This window comes from Burkholderia sp. MSMB1589WGS, from assembly GCF_001636105.1.
Taxonomy (GTDB): domain Bacteria; phylum Pseudomonadota; class Gammaproteobacteria; order Burkholderiales; family Burkholderiaceae; genus Burkholderia; species Burkholderia humptydooensis.
This window is the reverse complement of sequence record NZ_LNJT01000008.1, coordinates 2,270,498-2,291,510: the sequence shown is the minus strand read 5'-3', so window position 1 is coordinate 2,291,510 and position 21,013 is coordinate 2,270,498. Positions and strand designations below refer to the sequence as shown.

At 72.2% G+C, this 21,013-nt stretch carries 14 protein-coding genes and 1 pseudogene; 4 read left to right on the top strand and 11 right to left on the bottom strand.

Annotated features, from left to right (window positions below; translation table 11 throughout):
• Nucleotides 1-2: 2 nt before the first annotated feature.
• A complete protein-coding gene (locus WT16_RS27305) occupies nucleotides 3-785 on the bottom strand; it encodes an ATP-binding cassette domain-containing protein (protein ID WP_063534648.1) in 783 nt (260 codons plus the stop codon).
• A gap of 20 nt (nucleotides 786-805) precedes the next feature.
• Nucleotides 806-1,816, bottom strand: a complete 1,011-nt coding sequence (gene tauA / locus WT16_RS27300; RefSeq protein WP_006028947.1) for a taurine ABC transporter substrate-binding protein — start codon at nucleotides 1,814-1,816, stop codon at nucleotides 806-808.
• A 289-nt stretch (nucleotides 1,817-2,105) separates the two neighbouring features.
• Between tauA and tauD the strand changes: the two genes are divergently transcribed.
• Entirely contained in the window at nucleotides 2,106-2,939 is an 834-nt protein-coding gene (gene tauD / locus WT16_RS27295; RefSeq protein WP_015603273.1) for a taurine dioxygenase, read from the top strand.
• A gap of 47 nt (nucleotides 2,940-2,986) precedes the next feature.
• Here tauD and WT16_RS27290 read toward each other — a convergent pair whose 3' ends face one another.
• Genes WT16_RS27290 through bcsB form a run of 9 tightly spaced genes read right to left on the bottom strand, consistent with a single transcriptional unit; the run spans nucleotide 2,987 to nucleotide 18,400 of the window.
• The gene (locus WT16_RS27290; protein ID WP_006028949.1) at nucleotides 2,987-3,184 is read right to left on the bottom strand and encodes a hypothetical protein; all 198 of its coding nucleotides are present in this window, start codon (nucleotides 3,182-3,184) and stop codon (nucleotides 2,987-2,989) included.
• A complete protein-coding gene (gene bcsG / locus WT16_RS27285; RefSeq protein WP_015602566.1) occupies nucleotides 3,181-4,746 on the bottom strand; it encodes a cellulose biosynthesis protein BcsG in 1,566 nt (521 codons plus the stop codon). Before bcsG ends, WT16_RS27290 begins: the two co-directional genes overlap by 4 nt.
• A gap of 33 nt (nucleotides 4,747-4,779) precedes the next feature.
• Nucleotides 4,780-7,320, bottom strand: a complete 2,541-nt coding sequence (gene bcsA, locus WT16_RS27280) for a UDP-forming cellulose synthase catalytic subunit (protein WP_063534986.1) — start codon at nucleotides 7,318-7,320, stop codon at nucleotides 4,780-4,782.
• Entirely contained in the window at nucleotides 7,317-8,102 is a 786-nt protein-coding gene (gene bcsQ, locus WT16_RS27275) for a cellulose biosynthesis protein BcsQ (protein ID WP_063534647.1), read from the bottom strand. The genes bcsA and bcsQ overlap by 4 nt, the downstream gene beginning before the upstream one ends.
• Entirely contained in the window at nucleotides 8,099-8,311 is a 213-nt protein-coding gene (locus WT16_RS27270; protein ID WP_006028953.1) for a hypothetical protein, read from the bottom strand. The genes bcsQ and WT16_RS27270 overlap by 4 nt, the downstream gene beginning before the upstream one ends.
• On the bottom strand, nucleotides 8,308-10,422 hold the full coding sequence (gene bcsE / locus WT16_RS27265) for a cellulose biosynthesis protein BcsE (protein ID WP_063534646.1): 2,115 nt from the start codon (nucleotides 10,420-10,422) through the stop codon (nucleotides 8,308-8,310). Before bcsE ends, WT16_RS27270 begins: the two co-directional genes overlap by 4 nt.
• 10 nt (nucleotides 10,423-10,432) lie before the next feature.
• Nucleotides 10,433-14,749: a cellulose synthase subunit BcsC-related outer membrane protein gene (locus WT16_RS27260; RefSeq protein ID WP_063534645.1), complete on the bottom strand. Its 4,317-nt coding sequence runs from the start codon at nucleotides 14,747-14,749 to the stop codon at nucleotides 10,433-10,435.
• On the bottom strand, nucleotides 14,716-16,122 hold the full coding sequence (bcsZ, locus tag WT16_RS27255) for a cellulose synthase complex periplasmic endoglucanase BcsZ (RefSeq protein ID WP_063534644.1): 1,407 nt from the start codon (nucleotides 16,120-16,122) through the stop codon (nucleotides 14,716-14,718). Before bcsZ ends, WT16_RS27260 begins: the two co-directional genes overlap by 34 nt.
• A 4-nt stretch (nucleotides 16,123-16,126) precedes the next feature.
• Nucleotides 16,127-18,400 carry a cellulose biosynthesis cyclic di-GMP-binding regulatory protein BcsB gene (gene bcsB, locus WT16_RS27250; protein ID WP_063534643.1) on the bottom strand — a complete coding sequence of 758 codons (2,274 nt, stop codon included), beginning with the start codon at nucleotides 18,398-18,400 and terminating at the stop codon, nucleotides 16,127-16,129.
• Nucleotides 18,401-18,643: 243 nt separating this feature from the next.
• Between bcsB and WT16_RS35745 the strand changes: the two are divergent.
• The 3 genes and pseudogenes from WT16_RS35745 to WT16_RS27240 all read left to right on the top strand — a co-directional run bounded on the left by WT16_RS35745 (nucleotide 18,644) and on the right by WT16_RS27240 (nucleotide 21,001).
• Nucleotides 18,644-18,932: pseudogene (locus WT16_RS35745) on the top strand (hypothetical protein).
• A gap of 333 nt (nucleotides 18,933-19,265) precedes the next feature.
• A complete protein-coding gene (locus WT16_RS27245; RefSeq protein WP_063534642.1) occupies nucleotides 19,266-19,655 on the top strand; it encodes a helix-turn-helix transcriptional regulator in 390 nt (129 codons plus the stop codon).
• A complete protein-coding gene (locus WT16_RS27240) occupies nucleotides 19,652-21,001 on the top strand; it encodes a type II toxin-antitoxin system HipA family toxin (protein ID WP_063534641.1) in 1,350 nt (449 codons plus the stop codon). Before WT16_RS27245 ends, WT16_RS27240 begins: the two co-directional genes overlap by 4 nt.
• The last annotated feature ends 12 nt before the right edge of the window (nucleotides 21,002-21,013 follow it).

Below are 21,013 nucleotides of genomic sequence, written 5' to 3'. Positions count from 1 at the left end.
CGTCAGACCTCCTCGGTTTCGCGCATCAACTGCTCGACGAGCGCGAGATGGATTTCGGTGAAGCGCGGATCGCTCTTGATCGAGCGCATCGATTCGCCGTGCGCGTAGCGCCGCGCGAAATCGAGCGAATGACGCGCGACGATCCGGCCCGGCCGCGGCGACAGGATCAGCAGCTCGGTCGCGAGCAACACCGCTTCCTCGACGCTGTGCGTGATCAGAAAGACGCCCTTGCCGGTCGCGCGCCACACGTCGAGCAGCAGCGTCTGCATGTGCTCGCGCGTCAGCGCGTCGAGCGCGCCGAGCGGCTCGTCCATCAGCAGGAACGACGGGTCCGCGGCGAGCGCGCGCGCGAGCCCGACGCGCTGACGCATGCCGCCCGAAATCTCGTCGATCCGGTGCTGCTCGAAGCCCGCGAGCTTCACGAGCCGCAGCACGTCGCGCGCCCGCGCGTTGCGTGCGTCGCGGCCGACGCCCTGTATCCGCAGCCCGAACGCGACGTTGTCGATCACGTTGAGCCACGGCATCAGCGCGTCGTCCTGGAACACGACGCCGCGATCGGCGCCGGGCCCCGTGACGGGCGCGCCGTCCACGCTCACGCGGCCCGACGTCGGCGGCTGGAAGCCGGCGAGCAGCGACAGCAGCGTGCTCTTGCCGCAGCCGGACGCGCCGAGCGCGACGACGATCTCGCCGCTGCCGACCGACATCGATACGTTCTCGAGCGCCGTCAGCGCGCCGCGGCGCGACGCGTAGACGACGGATACCTGTTGCGCGGAAAGCTTCGCCATGCCGGTGCCGCCGCGTCGGATCAGCGCGCGGCGACCGACGCGCGGACGAACCGGTCCGTCACCGTCGGCCGATAATCGGGCAGCACGCGGTCGATCTTGCGCTGCTCCTTCAGGAAGCGCGCGGTCGACGCGATCGCGGCGGCCGTCCCGCCGCCGAGCAGCTCGGGCGACGCCTGCTCGGCGGCCGTCGGATAGAGATTGCCCGCGAGCAGTTGCGGAATGTCGCCCGTCGTCGCGCCGCTCAGCCGCGAGATCGCGGCGACCTGCGGCGACGCGCTCGTCCACGCGCGGCCGTTCGCGCGATAGTCGGCGATCGCCTGCGTCGTCACGCTCACGAACTTCGACACGAAATCCGGATGCGCCTGCGCGAAATCGCTGCGCACCGCCCACAGGTCGAACGTCGGCGCGCCCCACTTGCCGACCTCGGCCGAATCGACGAGCACCTTGCCGCCGCTCGCCTTCGCGCGGCCGAGCGCCGGGTCCCACGTGTAAGCGGCGTCGATCACGCCGCGCTCCCACGCGGCGACGATCTCCGTCGGCCCGAGGTTCACGATCTTCACGCGCTGCGCATCGATGCCCCAGTGCTTGAGCGCGGCGAGCAGCGCATAGTGGCAGTTCGATGCGTAAGGCGTCGCGATCGTCTTGCCGACGAGATCGGCCGGCTTGTCGATATGCGCGCCGCCGCGCACGACGAGCGCTTCCGACACGCCGGTGAGCGCGTTCAGCACGACCGCCTGGATCGGCACGCCGCGCGACACCGCGGCGGTGAACGGGCTCTGCCCGACGTCGCCGATCTGGACATCGCCGGATGCGAGCGCCGCGACGACGTCCGCGCCCGAATCGAAGCGGCGCCAGTTGATCTTCCAGCCGGTGGCCTTCTCGTACGCGGCTCCCGCCTGCGCGAGCTTCGCCGGATCGGCGCCGTACTGATAGGCGACGTTCACCGTGTCCGCCCATGCGGACTGCGAACGAACCGCGGAAAAGACGGCCACGGCGAGCGTCGCGGCGACGAGGATGCGCTTGAGAATCATGAGGCCTTCCCTTCTTCTGGATGCGTTGAATTCGGATGGCCGTCGAGATTACCGGGATGCGCGCCGTCTGTTAAACAACGAAATCTGCGAAGGATATGAGACGGCGCATTCGGCGATTGCGCCGGGCCGGCTGCAATCCCGGCACAACGATAAGCAATGCGGATTTCGTTGGTTCACCGCACGCATGCGCTTTGCGAGACTCTCCGGCTTTCCGCCACGCGCGGCGCACGAGCGCCGGCTGCGCACGCAAGCCGCGCTCCGACGCCGACACACCGAATCCGGACCGACGATGACCCGACTGAAACTGACCCGACTGACACCCGCGATCGGCGCGATCGTCGACGACGTGGACCTCTCGAACGCGACCGACGACCTGCGCGACGACCTCCGCGCCGCGCTCGCGCGCCATCAGGTGCTGTTCTTTCGCGGCCAGCGCCTGAGCGCAGTCCAGCATCGCGACTTCGCGGCCGGTTTCGGCGATCTGCACGTTCATCCGATCTATCCGTCGCATCCGGATGCGCGCGAGATCATGGTGCTCGACAACGCCGTGTTCGACCTGAAGGACAACGCGATCTGGCATACGGACGTGACGTTCGTCGAAACGCCGCCGCGCGCGTCGATCCTCGCCGCGCGCACGCTGCCCGAGACGGGCGGCGACACGCTGTGGGGCAGCGGCTTCGCCGCTTACGACGCGCTGTCCGATCGCGTGAAGACACAGCTCGACGGCCTCACCGCGCAGCACGACTTCACGAAGTCGTTTCCGCTGAAGCGCTTCGGCCTCACAGCGGAGGATCGCGCGCGCTGGGAAGAAACGCGCGCGACGCATCCAGGCGTCACGCACCCCGTCGTGCGCACGCATCCGGAGAACGGCCGCCATGCGCTGTTCGTCAACGAGGGCTTCACGACCGAGATCAACGAGCTGCCCGACGAAGAAAGCGCGGCGCTGCTGCGCTTCCTGTTCGCGCATCAGTCGCGGCCCGAGTTCACGCTGCGCTGGCGCTGGCAGCCGGGCGACGTCGCGTTCTGGGACAACCGCTCGACGATCCACTACGCGGTGAACGACTATGGGAAAACGCACCGGGTGATGCATCGCGCGACGATCGTCGGCGACCGGCCGTATTGAGCCGGCGGCGCGGCGCCGCGCGCATCGCGCGACGAAGCCCGCCTGCGTCAATCCGCGAGCCCCATCAGCTTCGCAAGCAGCGGCCACCGGTCGAGCGCATCGTGGTACGCGAGCCGCGCCTGCTCGTCGAGATAGCGCGACGGATCGATCTCGCGCACGCGGCGCGCGAGCCCCGCAATGTCGTTCGACGGCAGCGGCTCACCGCCGCGCGCCATCGCCGCCGTGTCCGGATTCCCGTTCGTCATTTTTCCTCGATCCATACGCCGTCCGGCGTCTTCACCGCGTAGCCCGTCGGCGTCGTCATCGTCACCGTGCCTTCGTTCTCGCCGATCATGCGCGTCTGCGGCAGATCGGCCGCGTATTGCGACAGCGTCACGCCCGGCTTGAACGGGCTGTTCGACACGAGATTCGACAGCAGTTGCGCGACCGCGAGGAAGCTCGCCGGCGCGTCGATCACGGTCGTCGCGCCGTGGTCGCCCTTGAAGCCGACGAGCCGCACGCCGACCGGCCCGTGCACGATCCGCGGCGTCGGAATCTCGCGCAGCCCCGCCACCTGCTTCTCATCGCCGCGCAGCGCCGCGCCGTGCTCGGGCACGAACACGATCACCGCGCGGCGGCCCGATGCGGCGACCAGATCCGCGAAGCGGTCGAAATCGTCCATCAGCTTGCGCGCGCGCAGCGGATACGAGTCGAGGCTCGACATCCGGCCGCTCGTCAACTGATTGCCGTCGTGCAGGCTGATCGTGTTGTAGTACAGCGCGACGGGGCCCGGGGTCGCGCCGCGCTTCGCGTACCAGTTCGCGAGCGTCGCATAGTCGTCCTTGATCGCCGAGCCGTCGAACGCGTGCATCGCGACGGGCGCGTCCGCGTTCGGGATCATCGGCGCGTTCGGCACGCCGATGTTGTCGCGGATCAACTGCAGGAAATTGTCGAAGTGGCCGTCGTGGTTGAGCAGCGTCTGCGGCGCGAAGCCGGCGCCCGCGAGCTGCGCGAACAGATGGCACTGCGCGGGCGCGGGCTTGTACAGGTCCGCGTGCGCCTCCTGCCCGCAGCTCGCGCGCAGCACGCGGATCGCGGCCGGGCCGCTGTAGCTCGCCGCCGTGCTGAAGTGCGTGAACAGATAGTCGAAATGGCCCAGCAGCGGATGATTGCGCAGCTTCGCGACGTCGAGGTCGTCCCACGACAGCGAACAGACGTGCAGCACGATCACGTCGAACTGCGTCGCCGGATCGGCGCTCGGGCGGCCGAACGTCACCTGCCGCTGCGATTCCTGCGAGCGGAACGCGGCAAGCGCCGCGTTGTGATCCTGCGGCTGCGCGGCGCGCCCCGTTTCAGCCGGCCCGGACGCGGCCCCGGCGGCCACGGCCGCCGCGTCGAGGCGCGCGAGCGCCGCGCTGCCCGCCTGCCACACGGGCAGCGCGATCAGCGCGAGCAGCACGAACGTCGCGACGCGCAGCCAGCGATTGACGATCAGATAGCCGATCACGACGCCGAGCGCGATCAGCGCGAGCATCGGCGGCACGAAGCGCGGCACGAGCTCCATCCAGTAGCCGACGCTGAACGAGCGCAGGCTGCCGAGCGTTTCGACGAGCCGCGCGAACGGCGGCACGTCCGCTTCGTAGTACATCAGCGGCACGCCGATCACGAACGCGAGCGCGTGGCGCAGCAGCCGCAAGCCGCGCCGCCTCACCGGCGAGCTCAGTGCGAGCGCGAGCGCGAAACCGAGGTTCGCGATCCACAGCGGCTTCAGATGGCCCGCCGCGAACAGATAGAGCTTCAGAATGAAATACAGATTCCAGAACGTCATCGACGTGGCTCCGTCGTCAGTTGAATCGGCGCGTCAATGACGCGTCCGGTCGGCCGCGCGTCTTGCCCGCATCGCGCTCGTCGCGGCCCGCAGCATCCGCGCGTAGCCAGCGAACCCCATCGCGAGCACCTCCTTCAGCCCGCGCAGCGGCGCGTCGTCGGCGTCGCGGTTCGCGTCGCGCCAGTCGAGCCACGCGTCCGCGCGGCCGAACGTGCACTGCACGAGCTGGCGCTCCTGCTCGAGCGTCAGCCGCTCGAACTGCACGCCGAGATGCGTGGCGTCGACGCGGGTCACGCGCACCGGGAAATGGAACGGCCGGTCGCCTCGGCTCACGCAGACGTCGAGCGTGTCGCCGAGCGCGATGCGCGCACCCGGCACCGCATCGAGCCCGAGGCCGCCCGCCGAGTAGTCCTTCGTGTGGCACGCGGCCGTCGTGCCGTCGGCGAGAAGCAGCGTCGCCGGCACCCGCATCGCGATCCGGTGCGTGACGCGCACCTGCTTCGCCTCGCGCGCGACCGCGAGCGCCGCGCCGAGCATCGCGAGGTTGTACAGCGCCCACGCGACGTTCATCAGGATCGTCGACGCCTCGTCGCCGCCGCCCGCGGCAAGCCGCACGCCGCCCGCGAAGATCGCCGCGACGTTCAGCACGAAGAGCGCGAGATAGGGCCTGGACGTCGCCCAGTCGACGTAGCCTTCGTCGATCCGCCCGCCCTTCGCGGTCACGTTGAACTTGCCGTGCTTCGGGCTCAGGAACGCGATCGTCGTCGGCAGCGCGATATACCACGCGAGCACCGATTCGTACACCTCGGCCCAGAACGAATGCCTGAAGCGCCCCTGCATCCGCGCGTTCGCGACGTGCGCGAGCGCCATGTACGGCAGCACGTAGCTGGCGAGCGCGAGCGCCGACGCGTTGATGAAATACAGGTGGAAGAACAGGTACGCGATCGGCATCGTCAGGAACACGAGCCGCGGAATGCCGTAGAAGAAATGCAGCATCGCGTTGCCGTAGCACACGCGCTGGAAGAAGCCGAGGCCGCGGCCGACGAACGGATTGTCGATCCGGAAGATCTGCGCCATTCCGCGCGCCCAGCGCGCGCGCTGCCGGATGTGGCCCGCGAGGCTTTCGGTCGCGAGGCCCGCGGCCTGCACGGTCGGCAGATAGGCGCTCGTGTAGCCGCGGCGATGCAGCTTGAGCGCGGTGTGCGCGTCCTCGGTGACGGTCTCGACCGCGACGCCGCCGACCTCTTCGAGCGGGCCGCGCTTGAGCACCGCGCACGAGCCGCAGAAGAACGCGGCGTTCCACAGGTCGTTGCCCGCCTGCACGAGCCCGTAGAACAGGCTGCCCTCGTTCGGCACGCGGCGGAACGTGCCGAGGTTGCGCTCGAACGGGTCCGGCGAGAAGAAATGATGCGGCGTCTGCACGAGCGCACAGTTCGGATCGCGAAGGAATGCGCCCATCGTCGTCTGCAGGAACGAGCGCGTCGGCACGTGATCGCAGTCGAAGATCGCGACGTATTCGCCGTGCGTGCGCGCGAGCGCGCTGTTGATGTTGCCCGCCTTCGCGTGGCGATTGTCGTCGCGCGTCAGATAGCCGATGCCCGCATCGCGCGCGAACGCCTCGAACGCCGGGCGGCGGCCGTCGTCGAGCAGATAGACGTTGAGTCTGTCCGCGGGCCAGTCGAGGCTCTGCGCGGCGAATATCGCCGGCTTCACGACGGCGAGCGGCTCGTCGTATGTCGGAATGTAGACGTCCACGCTCGGCCAGCCGGCGGGATCGTCCGGCAGGCGCGCGACCGGACGCTCGAGCGGCCACGCGGTCTGCACGAAGCCGAGCACGAGGATGAGCCATGTGTACGCCTCGGCCGCGTACAGCAGATAGCCGACGCACGCTTCGAGCGGCGTGCGCAAGTCGAGCGTCTCGGTGCTGCGCCACCAGATGTAGCGCGCCATCGCGAGCAGCGCGAACGTCGCGAGCGCGAGCGTCGGCAGGCTGCCCGGCATGCGGCGCAGCGCGAGCGCGAGCGCGGCGAGCGTCGCGAAGAACGCGAACTGGCCCGCCGGCGCGAGCGGCGACGTGCCGGCCGCGAGCCACAGCGCGAGCCCCGCCGCGCCGCTCGCCGGCAGCAGCCAGCGATGCGCGCCGGCGCGCTGCGCGCCGCGCTCGACGCGCTCGCCCCAGCGATGCCACGGCAAGCGGGCGAGCCATCCGTCGATGCGTCGCTGCATGCGGCGCGCGAGCGTCAACGCCGGTACGAGCGTCGCGTCGATCCACGCGAACGGATCGCGCGCGCGCGACCGCCTTTCGTGCGGCGCACGCACGAACGCGCGCCAGAGCCAGTCGCGCGCGCGGCGCGGCCGCGTCACGCCCCATTGCGCGGCGGCCCAAAGAACCGCCGCGCGCAGCCAGTCGCGCGCGACGTCGCGCGTGCCCGGCGCGGGCGCATGGAAGAACACGCGCACGAGCCAGTCGAACGACGAACGCTCGTCGGATACGCCGAGGCCGCGCGCGACCCAGCCGCGCACGCGCGCGGCCGCGCCGCCGATCCGTCGACGAAATGCCGCGCGCGCCGTCATGCGGGCGCCCCCGTCGCGTCGCGCGCGGCCGGCGCGCCGAGCCATGCGTCGACCCAGCTCGCGACGCCGTGCAGATCGTGCGACGCCTGCGAATGCGGCGCGTCGTCGAAGAACCACGTACCGCGCGCGAGCGCCTCGGGCAATGCCGCATCGAGATGCACGCGCTGCTCGAGCACGACGCCCGGGCCTGCCGCCGCACGCAGCATCGCGAGCACGTCGCGCTGCATGTCGCGCGCCGGGTTCAGCCGGTTCACGACGATGCGCAGCGCGCCCGCGCTCGCCGCGCGCAGCTCCGGCAGACGTGCGGCGGCCGTCGCGCACGCGGCGGGATCGGGCGGCACGACGCACAGCGCGAGATCCGCGCAGCGCAACGCATGCGCCGCCTGCTGCGACGGGAAGCGCGCGGTGTCGATCAGCGTCACGCCTTCGGCCGGCAGCGCGACGTCGGCGAGCGAGCGCGCGAGCCAATCGGGATCGGCGGCGAGCCGCGCGTCGCACGCGAGCGCCTGCGCGGAATCGACATGGCCGTATGGCACGAACAGCACGCCATCCGCGCTGCGCCACGTGTGCGCGTGCCACGCGGCGCCCGCGCCCGCCAGCGCGCGCGCGACGCCCGCCGGCGTGAACGCGTCGAGCCCGAGCTGCACGCCGAGCAGGTTCTGCGGATCGAAATCGAGCGCGACGACCGGCCGGCCGCCGCGCGCGAGCAGCGCCGCGAGCGCCGCCGTCAGCATCGTGCGACCCGCGCCACCCGTCGTCGAAACGATCGCGATCGTCTTCATCGCCCGTCCCGCCGTTCGCGTTGCGCGGCCGACGGCAGCAACCGCGCGTGCAGCGCGACCGGTTCGATCGTGCAGTGGACCGCGTCGCGGCGATCGAAATCGCGCGGCAACGACAGCCCGCGGCCGGCGCCGCCGCGCGACGCGACGAGCCGGATCGCAACGGCGATCACGATGCCGGCGACGAAGCCGGCGACCATCAGCGAAATCATTCGGCCTCCCTGATGCGCAACGGCATCGCGTCGCGCGTGGCGGTGCGGGCGCGCGCGTGGGCGATCGCGCCGGCAGTGCGCGGCCGGTGCGGTCGCGGCGCGTGCGGCGTAACCGTCGGTGTAATCGGTGCGATCGGCGGCGGCACGACGATTTGCGCAGTTCCGGCCGATACGCGCGGCGCGCGTTCGGCCGACGAACCATCGTTGCGCGCGGGGGGCCCGCCCGCCGCCGCCGAGAAGAGATCGCTGTAATCGGCGATCGGCGCGCGCCGGTTCGCCGCGTCGAGCGCGTTCAACTCGTGCTCGATGCTTTCTTCCGCGAGATGCACGACGCGATCCGCGATCCGCTCGACCGGCACGCCGAAGAGATGGCCGAGCACGTCGTGCGCATCGGCGAGTTCGCAGGCGAACAGGAACAGGTACAGGTGCTGCGCGTCGGCGGTCAGCACGTCGCCCGCGCGGCGCAGCGTGCACGCGCGCAGCGCGTGCGCATGCGCGACGCCTGGCAGCAGCGTCAGCTTCACGAGCGTATGCGACAGCGCGAGCACCGCACTGCGCTCGAGCACCGCGCGCGCATGCGAGCAGAACGCGCCGACGGGCAGATAGCCGAGCACCGTGTCGCCGAGCGACGCGGCGAGCGCGGCCCGATAGTCGGCCGCGACCGGGCGCGCATACAGTTGGCCCCGCAGCGAACGCAGCACCGCGAGCACGCGCGAGAACGGCAGGTTGCGCGCGACGACCTGGTTCGCGCCGAGGTTCAGCGCGAGCTGCTCGAACTGATGGCGCATCGCCTCGCCGCGCTCGACGACGATGATCTTCAGCGCGCCGCCGCACCGCAGGCGCAGCGCGTGGATCGTCGCGCACAGCGCCTCGAGCTGCGCGCGGCCGGTGAACGCGAGCACCGCGGTCGCCGCATGCGCGCCGTCGCAGGCGTCGAGCACCTCGGCGTTGTCGTCGACGATGTCCCAGTCGCCCGGCACCCACGATTCGCGCTCGACCACGCGGCGGCTTGCGACGACGCGCATCTCGTCGAACGCGAGCCGCGCGTCGCCGCGCGCCGCGTGCGCGCCGGCCGCCGGCACGGCCGTGAGCCGTCCGTCGCCCGTGAAGCGCAGCGCGCGCACCTCGCCTGTGGCGACCGCGCCGCGCGCGCGCCAGAAATCGACCCGCCAGCGCAGCTCGCCGTGCGTGCGCTGCAATTGCGCGACGCCTGCGCAGGCGCCGTGAAATCCGCCGCGCGCGGCGGGCGTGCGGTCGACGGCGAAGGGGGCGGCGCGATCGTCGATGCGATCTGCTGCGCGATCGTCGCCATGCGTGTTGTCACGCGCGGCGGGCGCGATGCGCGACGCTGCCGTGTGCGGCGTGCCGGCGCGGCTCGCGTCGGCCTCCGCCGCCTGCGGATCGATCAGCAGCACGAGCGCGATCCGATGCGAGCGGCACCAGCCGGCGAGCGCACGCCCTTCGTGCGTCAGCGCGGCGGGATCGTGCCAACTGAGCCAGCGCTCGGCGCCTTCGACGAAGTACAGCGCGTTCGCACGAAAGCGGTAGCGCTTCAGCGCGCGCAGGCCGCCGACGAGGCGCGCGAACGCGGGTGCGGGTGCGGCGTCTCGTTGCGAGGGTTGCGCCGGTTGCGGATTCAGTGCGTCCAGCTCGTCCGGCGTATCGAATGCGGCCGACGCGTCCCGCGTGTTCGTATCGCGCGGCGGCATCGCGAGCACGTTCAAGCGCCGCGGCCAACCCCGCGCGTGCACGCCGTCGACGAAGCCGATCTCGCGCAGCCGCGCCGCGACCTCCGCGCGCTCGCGCGCGAGCACGACCGTGACGTCGCGCGTGCGCGCATGCCGCACGCTGTCCCGGATCAGCGCATCGCACGCGCCCGTGCGCGCCGCCGCGTACACCAGGTACAGGCCGCCCGGCGCGAGCTCGGTCCACTCGTCGGGCAGCGCGTCGATCGCGAGCCGGTTCGTCGCGCTCGCGCGCTCGCGCAGCATCGCCGCGCGCGACCACGCGCGCCACAGCGCGCGCAGACGCCCGAGCGCGCCCGCGTCGGCTTCGCCGCTTGCGGACCGGATGGAAACGGGATCGGTGGATTTCAAGCGTGAGTCGTTCATGTCGCATCCGTCAGTAGCTCGAATAGAGTCGCACCGGCGACGGCGAGAAGCCGCCGCTGTCCTTGCGTGCGTCGAACGCGTAGCGCACGTACAGCAGCCCGGCGCTCGGCGCGTAATCGTGCGCGTGGTCGACATCGAATCGCGCGCCGATTGCGAGCCGCCCGTTCACGCGATACTCGGCAACGCCCGCGAACCCGTACCAGAACGACACGCCGCGCGTCGAGCCGCGCGAGAACACCGGGTTGCCGAGCGCCTGCGCGGACTTGACGAGCGCCGAATCCGGCAGCCCGTTCGGGAAATACGGCGAATCGCGCTCGAACGAGTTCGACACGCCGACCGTCGCGCTCACGTCCCACGTAAACGCGCCGCGCCGCCCCGCCCATTCGATCGGCATGCCGATCGACAGGTAGCGCTGCGGACTGTAGTAGCCGCCCTGCCCGTACGTGTAGTAGCGCAGGTTCTGCGCGTAGTGCCACGCGTTGCCGACGAGCCCCGCGCTCACGCGCGTGTCCGCGCGCCGATAGACGGGCGTCATGAATCCGGTGCGCAGCGTGACGGCCGCGTTGCTGGCGACGTTGCGCCCGGTCAGCCGCGCGGCGGCGAGATCGGCGAACAGGTTCACGCGGCCGATGTCGGCGGACGCATGCATGCCGACGCCGTCGCGCCGCACGCCGCCCCACGTCGCGCCCGTCCACGGATCGCGCAGCCCCGCGTACGACAGCACGCTGCCCGTCTCCGGCCGCCGCGACGCGCTGACGGAGAAGCTCGCCGGGCCCGCGTCGAACCGGTAACGCACGCCGCCGACGACGTAATGCACCGGAAAGCCGAGCGGCGTCGTGCCGACGTCGACGCGCCACGCGTCGTTGCGGTAGCCGATGCCGCCGCCGACGCCCGTCGCGCGCTGGCGCAGCGCACCGCCTGGCACGGCGGACGCGTCGGCGAGCGCCGGATGCGTCGCGAACGTGCCGAGCGCGTACGCTTTCGGATCGCTCGTGTCGAGCGTGCCCGCATCGAGCCGCACCGCGTCGAGATGAACGAACGCATGGCCGTCGTAGCGATACGGGATCTGCAGATAGACGGGCACCTGATGCGCGCGATACGCGGAGACGCCCTCGTCGCCGGACTTGTACGCGGGCAGCCAGCCCGCTTCGATCTCGGGATCGCGCCGCTGCTGCAGGTCGGCCCATGCGGCCTGCGCGGGCGTCGCGCCGTCGCGGCGCGGCGCGGCGCCCGCCGCGCGCTCCTGCGCGAGCGACTGCCGGTACAGCGACGCCGCGTCGTCGTAGCGGCCGAGCGCCTGCGCGACCCGCCCGGCCGCGACCGTCACGTCGGCGCGCGCCGGATACGCGGCGCGCAGCGTGTCGGCCAGCGCGGCCGCCTCCTGGGCGCGACGCAGCGCGGTCAGCCGGCGCAACGCCGACAGTTGCGTGTCGACGTCGTCGGGCGGCGTGCGCGCGAGCACGTCGCGCACGAGCGCGAGCGCGCGGGCGTGCTCGCCGTCGTCGTCGAGGATGCGCGCGAGCGCGAGCTGCGCGTCGGCATCGTCGGGCGCACGCGCGAGCACCGGCGCAAGCGCCGCGCGCGCGGCGTCGTAGCGGCCCTGCGCGCGCGCCAGCTCGGCCACCTCGAGCGCATAGCGGCGATCGGCCTTGCCCGCCGGGCTCGCGCGATCGAGCAGGCGCCCGGCGGCCTCATAGTCGTTGCGATCGAGCGCGTCGTCGGTTTCGCGCAGCACGAGCCGCAGCGACTGATCCTCGAGGCGCGCGGCGTGTGCGGCGTCGAGCGGCGCGCCGCTGTCGCGCAGCGCGCCGAGCCATGCGGCCAGCGCGTCGTCGCGCTGCGCGCCGCCGAGCAGATCGCCGTAGCGCAGCCGCACGCCGGCGTCCGCCTGCCTCGGATGCGCGGCGATCCAGTCGCGCAGCGGCGCGAGGCCACGCTCGACTTCGCCGAGGTCGATCCACTGCGCGCCGACGGCCGCGAGCAGGTCCGGATCGTCGGGCGCGGCGCGTTGCGCGCGGTCGAGCGCGGCGTCGGCCGCCGCGCGATCGTCGCGCGCGAGCGCGGCCCGCGCATCGGCGAGCGCCGCCTCGGCATCGAGCTTGCGCGCGAACGCGCGCATCCCGTCGGTGCGGCTCGCCTCCGGAATCGTCGCGAACACGGCCTGCGCGAGCGCGACGTCGTCGAGCGAGTTGCGATAGAGCGCAGCCGCATAGCGCATGTCGGCCGCGTCCGACGCCGCGAGCCCGTCGTCCATCACCGCGCGGCCGAGCTGCGGCAAACCCATGTCGCGATACAGGCTCGCGAGCGCGAAGCGGGCCCACGGCGCATCGGGCGCGATGCGCAGCGACGCCTCGTAGCGCTGCGCGGCCGGCCCGCGCTTTCCCGCCGCCGCGAGCGCGTCCGCCTGCTGCGCGAGCAGCTCGGCGCGCAGCCGTGCGAGCGCCGCGCGATCGTCGGCCGCGGCGAAACGGCTTTGCAGCGCGTCGACGAGCGGCCCGAACGCATCGGCGCGGCCGGTTTCCTCGTATAGCGTGCGCATGCTGCGCGCGGCCGACACGCTCGGCGCGCGCGCGGAAAGCAGCGCGCGCAGCAGCGGCTCCGCCGCGCGCCAGTCGCGTCGCGCGAGCAGCGAATCGGCGAGCAGCAGCTTCGCGTCGGCGTTGTCCGGCTCGAGCGCGAGCGCCGCGCGCGCGGCGCGCTCCGCGTCCTCCGGCCGCCCTTGCGCGGCGGCCGCGCGGCCCTGCGCGAGCGTGCCCCAGAAGCGCGCGGTGCCCGCGAGGCTCGTCCATTTCTCGCGATTGTCCGGTGCGAGCGCGGCCGCGCGCACGAACAGCGCGCGCGCTTCGTCGTGGCGGCCCTGCCGCAGACGCAGCAGCCCGAGGCCGCCGACCGCGTCCGGGTCGCCCGCGCGCGCGGCCGCGGCGCGCGCGAGAAGCGGCTCGGCGGCCGCGAGATCGCCGCGCGCGAGCGCCTGCAGGCCGCGCTGCTGCGCGATGTAGTCCGGATCGCGTTCGAGGCGAAGCCGCGCGTCGCGCTGCTGCTCGAGCGCGGCGGCGTCGCCGCGGAACTCGTCGTCGTCGGGCACGAACGTCAGATACGCGCGGAATGCGTCGAGATACGCGGGATCGCGCCCCGCCGACTGCAGCACGCTGCGCCACAGCGAGAGCGACGCGCGCCGGTCCGTGTCCGGCCGCGCGACGAGCGACCATGCGAGCCGGTTCGCCTGCGCGCGCGTGTCGCCGCGCTGGTTCAGCAGCTTCGCGAGCACCGTTGCCGCGTCGACGTCCGCCGGATCGGCGGCGACGGTCCGGCGCAGCGCGTCGATCGCGCGCGCGCGGCCGTCGGGCGCGCTCGCGACGATCTGGTAATACTCTGCGCCGAGCGAGCCCGCCGGCGCGCCGTGCGGAAACAGCGCGACGATGCGGCGAGCCGCTTCGTCGCCGCGCCCGCTGCGCGCGAGCAGGCGAATCTGCGCCATCTCCTCGCGGCCGCTCGTCGCGACGCGGTATTCGTCGTCGACCTGGCGCGTCACGAGCGCGCCGGGCGCCGCCTGCCTCAGGCGTTCGAGCGACGCGCGCGCGCCCTTCGCGTCACCGGCGCGCAGCAGGACCCGCGTCTGCCCGGCGAGCAGCGCCGGGTCGCGCGGCGCGATCAGCAACGCCTTGCGCAGCGCGTCGCGCGCGAGGTCGTCGCGGTGCTTGTTCGCCCACATGCGCGCGGTCGCGTACAGCTCGCGCGCGGCGTCGGCATCGGGCGCGTGCGGCGTCGCGACGGGCTGCGGCGTCGCCGACGCGCCGCGCGGCAAGGTGGGCACGAAGCGGATCGCCGGCGCTTGCGCAGCCGGCGTCGGATACGGCGGCGCGATCGATCGAAGCGCGGCCGGCTCGGGGCCGGCCAGCGCGAACGGCGACGACGCCGCGGCCGTGCGCGCGCGCATCGCGGCAAGCGGCGCGTGCCGATGCGGCGCGCTGGGCGGTGTCGATTCGGTCCGCACGGACATCGCGTCCGACGACGTGCGCGGGCCCGGCGAGAACCGCGGCGACAATGCCTTCGCCATCGAGACGGCTCGTCCGGATGCGCGCGGCTCCCCTCCTGCGGGAACGAAAACGGAAGCGAACGATTGCCCCGCCGCCGCCACGGCGAAACCATCCGTCGCCGCGCCAAACGCTAAGCGAGGCGCGGCGAACACGGCAATCGAAGCAACGCTCGCGAGTGCCGCGGCGGTCGCCATCCCGGCGAACCGCGCGCCGCATCGCGCGCGAGCCGCGAGCCGCTTCGCCTTCGGCGCCGCCTTCAACGAGCAGGCATCGAGCACGGCTCGCTCCATCGGACCCGCAGCGTGCCGTCCGCCGCGAACCGGTAACGCCCGTCGCGCCAGCCGAGCCCGAACAGCGTCAGCACGTTCGCGTAGTAGCCGCTCGCCGTCTCGCGTTCGAGCCGCGCGATGCGCGCGACCTGCGTGTCGGCGAGCGCGCGCTCGCCGCGCGCATCGAGAAACGGCACGGCCGCCGCGGAAAACCCGGCGTTGCCGTCGTGCGGGCCGGCTGCGCCCGTCGTCGCATCGACCGTCTCCGGCGGCGCGCCGTGCGCGGCGACGTGCGCGGCGAACGGCGCGAAATGCGCGGCGAGCGGCCGCGCGAGCGCGTCGTCCGCGTCGAGCATGCCCGCCCACAGATAGACGCGAATCGCGTTGTACGCGCTCGCCGCGTGCGTGTCGGCGTCCGGCTCGAAGCCGTGGTCCGGGCGGTACAGCGCCCAGTCCGGCGCGAAGCCGCGCGGCGCGCTGTCGATCAGCACGCGGCCGACGCTCGCCGCGAGCCGCGCCCAGCGCGCGTCGCCGGGCAGATGCGCGCCGAGCCCGCGAATCGCCTGCGGCGGCGAATAGCTCGGGTTCAGCCGCCATGCGTCGCGCGCCGGCCGAAAGCCCGTCGGGCCGGGCAGCAGCACGAGGCCGAGCCCCGGCAGCGTCGCGGTCTCGTCGTCGAGCACGCGCTTCGCGAGCAGCGCGCCGCGCGCGGTGTAGCTGCGCTCGCGCCACAGGCGCCCGGCTTCGAGCAGCGCGTACGCGATCCACAGATCGGCGTCGGATGCGGCGTTCGCGTCGAGCACGCGCAACGCGCCGTCCGCCGCTCGGCCCCACAGCCACGCGGGCAGATGCGCGGCCAGGTCGCCCTGCGCGAGGTGGTCCTCGGTCCAGCGGAGCAGCGCGTCGAACGCCGGCCGGTCGTTCGCGACGAGCGCGAAGAAAAGGCCGTACGCCTGCCCCTCGGACACGGTCCGCTCGTCGGCCGAGCCGACGTCGATCACGCGGCCGTCGGCTGACACGAAATCGCGCTTGAAGCGCGCCCAGCGCGGCCAGGACGGCGTGCAGGCGGCGGCGCCCGCGGACGCGCGGGCAGGCTCCGCCGGCGGCAATGCCGACATCGATGCCGATGCTGACGCCGCGATCGCACCCGCCGCGTCGCGCAATCCAGCGTCGAGCCGCTCGTCATCGCCCCGTGCCCGCTCCGCCGCCCACGCGACGCTTCCCGACATCGCCGCGAGCGCCGCCACCGCGACGCCCGCCGCCACGACGCACGCAGCCACGCGCCCAAGCATCCGCCGCCCGCGCGACGATCGCCGCTGCGCCGCGCCTGCCCGCGCCTGTCGCATCTCTCGCGCCTCCCCCGCCTCGCGCCCGCCGCGCCCCGGCCGCGCCATCGCGTCAGATCCCCCGCCGCCGCGCGGCGATCCGCTGCAGCGCGCCGAACGCGCCGAGCGCGAGCAGCAGCCCGGCCGCCGCGCCGACGAGGCCGAGCAGCGCCGGATGCTTCGCGACCGCCGTCCACACGCGTGCATACCACGGCACGTAGCCGACGAGATAGGGCTCGCCGACGCGCAGGCTCTCGACGGCGCCCGCCCGCACGAGCGCGACGTCGCCCTGCAACTGCGCGACGAGGCCGGGCTTTTCGAACACGTCGAGCAGATCGCCGAGATGCCGCGCATCGGTCGCCGTCAGCGCGACGACGCTGCGCCCGTCGCTGCCCGGCCGCTCGAAGCCGAACAGCGCGGCCAGCGTGCCGCTCTGCTCGAAGCGCGCGCCGCCGGACGGCGAGCGCGCGTCGTCGCGCCAGCGCTCCTTCACCGAGAACGCCGCGCGCGAAAAACCGCCGCCGGCCGCGCCGATCGCAACGGGCAGCGCGTCGCGCCAGTTCGCCAGTTGCGCGTAAGGCGGCGCGCCGTCGATCACGAGCAGATCCTTGTCCGCGATCCGCGGCGCATCGGCCGCCCGCGCGAGTTGCACGCGCAGCGCCGGAAAGCCGGTCCACTGCCCCATGTGGCCGAGCATCGTCAGATACGCCTCCTGCTCGGCGGGCGACGGCCGCTCCGGCAGCACGACCGCGGTCTGCGAAAGATCCGCGTAGCGCGTGAACGGAAAGCCGCTGTTCGCGAAGTACGCGAGGTTCGGCAGCATCGCGTAATGGATGAAGCGCGAGAAATCGATCGTCGAATCGGGATCGATCGCCGCGCGCTGCGGCTCGCTCGCGACGCCCGTGCAAAGCCCCGTCTTCTCCGAATCGAGCGTGAAGCGCAACTGCAACTGGTTCGCGCTGCCGACGCGAAACGCCGGGATGTCGACGTCGTTCGTCGCGCGGCTGTCCGCGCCGGACAGGAGCGGCAACTGCACGCGGCCGCGCGCGTCCTGGCTGCGCGGCGAGAGCCGGTACGACTGCACGAGCTGATCGTTGATCTCGACGGCGAGCATCGAATCGCTGCGCACGGTCGGCGCGGTGTAGCGATAGTGCAGCGCGAGCGGCACGCCCGAGCCGCCCCACGAATGCAGATCGGCGGGCACGCGCAGGTTCAGGCGGATCGGATCGGGCGCGCTGCCGCGCACTTGCAGGTCGGCCGGATTGTCGACGAGCTCGCGCAACGTCACCGGCCGGTTCACCGGCACCCAGCGCGGCGCATCGTAGGGCTTGCGCGGCGCGCCGATGTCGATGCGCGACACGCGCGCCCACGGGCCGGACAGCGCGGCGTTGCCGAGCACGAGCGCGTTCGTCGCGGCGTCGACGTCGGCCGCGCTGCGGCCCGTGACGACGAGCAGCTTCTTGTCGGGCGCGGCCGGATTGTCGGCGACGACGAGCATCGGCCCGTCGATCGGCGGCAGCGCGAGCGACGCCGGCAACCGGGCCGCCGTGCCGACGACCACCGCATGATCGCTCGCGGGCAGCGCCGACGACACCGGAAAGCGCGCGTGCCGGTAATCGGCGAGCGCGCCGAACCACGATGCGAGCACGCCCGCGCTGCGCAGCGTCGCGTCGTCGGGCGTCGCGGGCAGCACGAACGGCAGCCGCAGCCGGCTGTTGTCGCGGCGATCGAAGAACGGCGCGGGCAGCAGCGCGAGATCGTTCGGCAGCCGCACCGAAGCCTCGTCGAAGATCAATTCGCTCGTCGGGCTCACGTCGGCCCAAAGCGCCGAATGCTCCGGGTCCTCGCAATGATCGAGCGTGTAGTGCGCGATGAGGCGCAGCTCGATCTGGTTGAAATCGGCGAAGTAGCGCGGATCGAGCGGGATCTCCTGCGTGATCGCGCGGCCCGCGTGAGCGCTGTCGAACGGCAGCGTCGCGACCGCTTCGCCGTTGATCGACACCTTCAGATGCGACACCGGGAACACGAGCGACGGCGAATACGTATACGTGAGCCGCAGCCGCGCGGCCGTGACCATCCGGTCGAGCCGCACGCCGACGTTGACGGTTCGCGCGGTATCGCTGCCGCGCAGGCGCAGCGGCTCGTATGCGCCGAGCGTCGCGAACGGCACGCGGATCGCGGCGCCGGCGATGCCCGACGGCGCCGCCGCGGCGAGCGGCATGACGAGCGGCGCGGAGGCGGCAAGCGGCGCGGACGCGCCGGCCTGGCCGGCGGCGAGCGATGGAACAGGATGAACGAGCGCGGCGGCGATCGCGAATGCGCACGCAAACGTTGCAATCGGCTTCATCGGCGCCGCCGCGCCGAGGCGAAACCGGCCTCGATGCCGGACGACTGGCACTGCCGTGCGTCGATGTCCGTAGCTTCCCCGCGAAAAACCTGGCCTGTTGTCGGCGAACATTGGATTGGCCTGCTGACTGTCTCGAAATCGAGTCGCGCGCAATCGTCCGCGCAGGCGCGAGCGGCCTGCCGGCCGACAGACCGCTTACGGCCTGTGGCTGTCGATTGTTCGCGTGCGTGACCGCGCGCCGTCATCCCGCCCCGAACGGCAACGCCCCCGTCATGTCACGCTGCGGCCGGCGCGCGGAAATCCCCCGCGCGCGCCGCCCTGCCGGGAAATTCCTCCTGAGCGCGCGGCGCGAACGCAGGCACTGCGATCGCGCGGACGCGCCGGAACGGCATCGTCGGCTTGCCGTTTTTCGGTCTGACGATTTCGATCGCGCGATCGCCGCCCGCCGTGTCCGGCGTTGATGCGAGGCCCGAATGAAGCCGATCGTCAGACTGTCAAAAAGCTGCGAATTATACGGGACATCGCCGTTTAAAAGCGCATGGGCCGGCGCAATTTTTGACGGGAAACCGACGGCCGCGGCGCGGCCCGAACCGCCTGAAAACAGGGACGATGCGCGAATCGTCATACGCAAACGAAAAACCGCGCGCACGCAAACGTTGCCGCGCCGACGGCCGCTTCGGCACGCAAGCCACGCCGCGACAAATCGCCCCTCCCACGCCGTCGCGCGATCTGCTCACACCCGGCAAAATACAGGATATAAGCTGTTTTTATAAAAAACAGCCCAAACCTTGTAAATTCAATTTACAGCATATAAACTGTTTTCCTCGATTACAGGCAATCCCTTGTACTTCAATCAGGTGCGCGCATGGCCATCATCATCGAACACGAGATCAAGACGCTCGACCAATTGCAGCCCATCCTGCGAGGCTTCCGCAAGGTGGCCGGATTGACGCAAGCGATGCTCGCGAGCCGTCTCGGCGTCACGCAGCAGACGTATGCGCAATTCGAGGCGAACCCGGCGTCGGCGAGCGTCGAGCGGCTGTTCAAGGTGCTGCGCGTGCTCGACGTCGAGCTCACGCTGACCCACGTCCATACCACTTCCGCGAAGCAAGTCGCCAAGCAGGCCGTCAAGCAGGCCGCCGCTGCGCCCGCGCGCAAGGCCGCGAGCCGGCCGATGCCCGCCCCGCGCGCCGCCGAGCGCACGCCCCGCCCCGCGCGCAAGCGCGCCGCCCCGAAGCAGCGGGAGGACTGGTGAGCGCGCGCCGCGCGCGCACCGCGCGCCTGCACCTGTGGATGAACGGCCTGCCCGTCGGCTACTGGGAGCACGCGCGCGACGGCGAGCGCCTCGTCTACTTCGACGAATGGATCGCGGACCCGCAAGGCCGCCCGCTGTCGCTGTCGCTGCCGTTCACGCCGGGCAACCAGCCGTATCGCGGCCGGCTCGTCAGCGACTACTTCGACAACCTGCTGCCCGACAGCGAGCCGATCCGCCGGCGGATCGCGATGCGCTACAGGACGGGCGGCACGTCGCCGTTCGAGCTGCTCGCGACGCTCGGCCGCGATTGCGTCGGCGCGCTGCAGATGCTGCCGCCCGACGAGGCGCCGGACGATCTCGAACGCATCCGCGGCCACGCGCTCGCCGATGCGGACATCGCACGCCTGCTGCGCGACATCACGTCCGCGCCGCAAGCCGGCGAGCACGAGCCGCTCGACGACCTGCGCCTGTCGATCGCCGGCGCGCAGGAAAAGACCGCGCTGCTGCGCCATCGCGGCCGCTGGCTGCTGCCCGACGGCAGCACGCCGACCACGCACATCCTGAAGCTGCCGCTCGGGCTCGTCGGCAACCGGCGCGCCGACATGCGCACGTCGGTCGAGAACGAATGGCTGTGCTCGAAGATCGTCGCCGCATACGGATTGCCGGTCGCGCATTGCGACATCGCGCATTTCGACGGCCAGAAGGCGCTCGTCGTCGAGCGCTTCGACCGCAGGCCGTCGAGCGACGCGCGCTGGATTCTGCGCCTGCCGCAGGAAGACATGTGCCAGGCAACCGGCACGTCCGCGCTCGACAAATATCAGGCGGATGGCGGGCCGGGCATCGAGACGATCATGGGCGTGCTCGCCGGCTCCGAGCGCGCGGCCGACCGCTACGCGTTCTTCGCGGCGCAGATCGTGTTCTGGCTGCTCGCCGCGACCGACGGCCACGCGAAGAACTTCAGCATCGCGCATCTGCCGGGCAACCGCTATCGATCGACGCCGCTTTACGACGTGCTGTCCGCGCATCCGGTGATCGGCCGCGGGGCGAACCGGTTGCCGGCGCAGCGCGCGCGGCTCGCGATGGGCGTGCGCGGCAAGCACGTCCATTACCTGATCCACCAGATCCAGCGGCGGCACTGGATCGCGCAGGGCCAGCGCGTCGGCTTCGCGCCGGCCGAAGTCGACGACATCATCAGCGCGTTGACCGCGCGCACCGAGGGCGTCGCCGACGAAGTATCGGCCAGGCTGCCGCGAGATTTTCCGATGGACGTCGCCGATGCGATCTTCAACGGGATGCGTCGCCTGAGCGCGAAACTCGCGGCCGGCGCGGCCGCGCGAGCGTCGTGACGACGCGGCGCG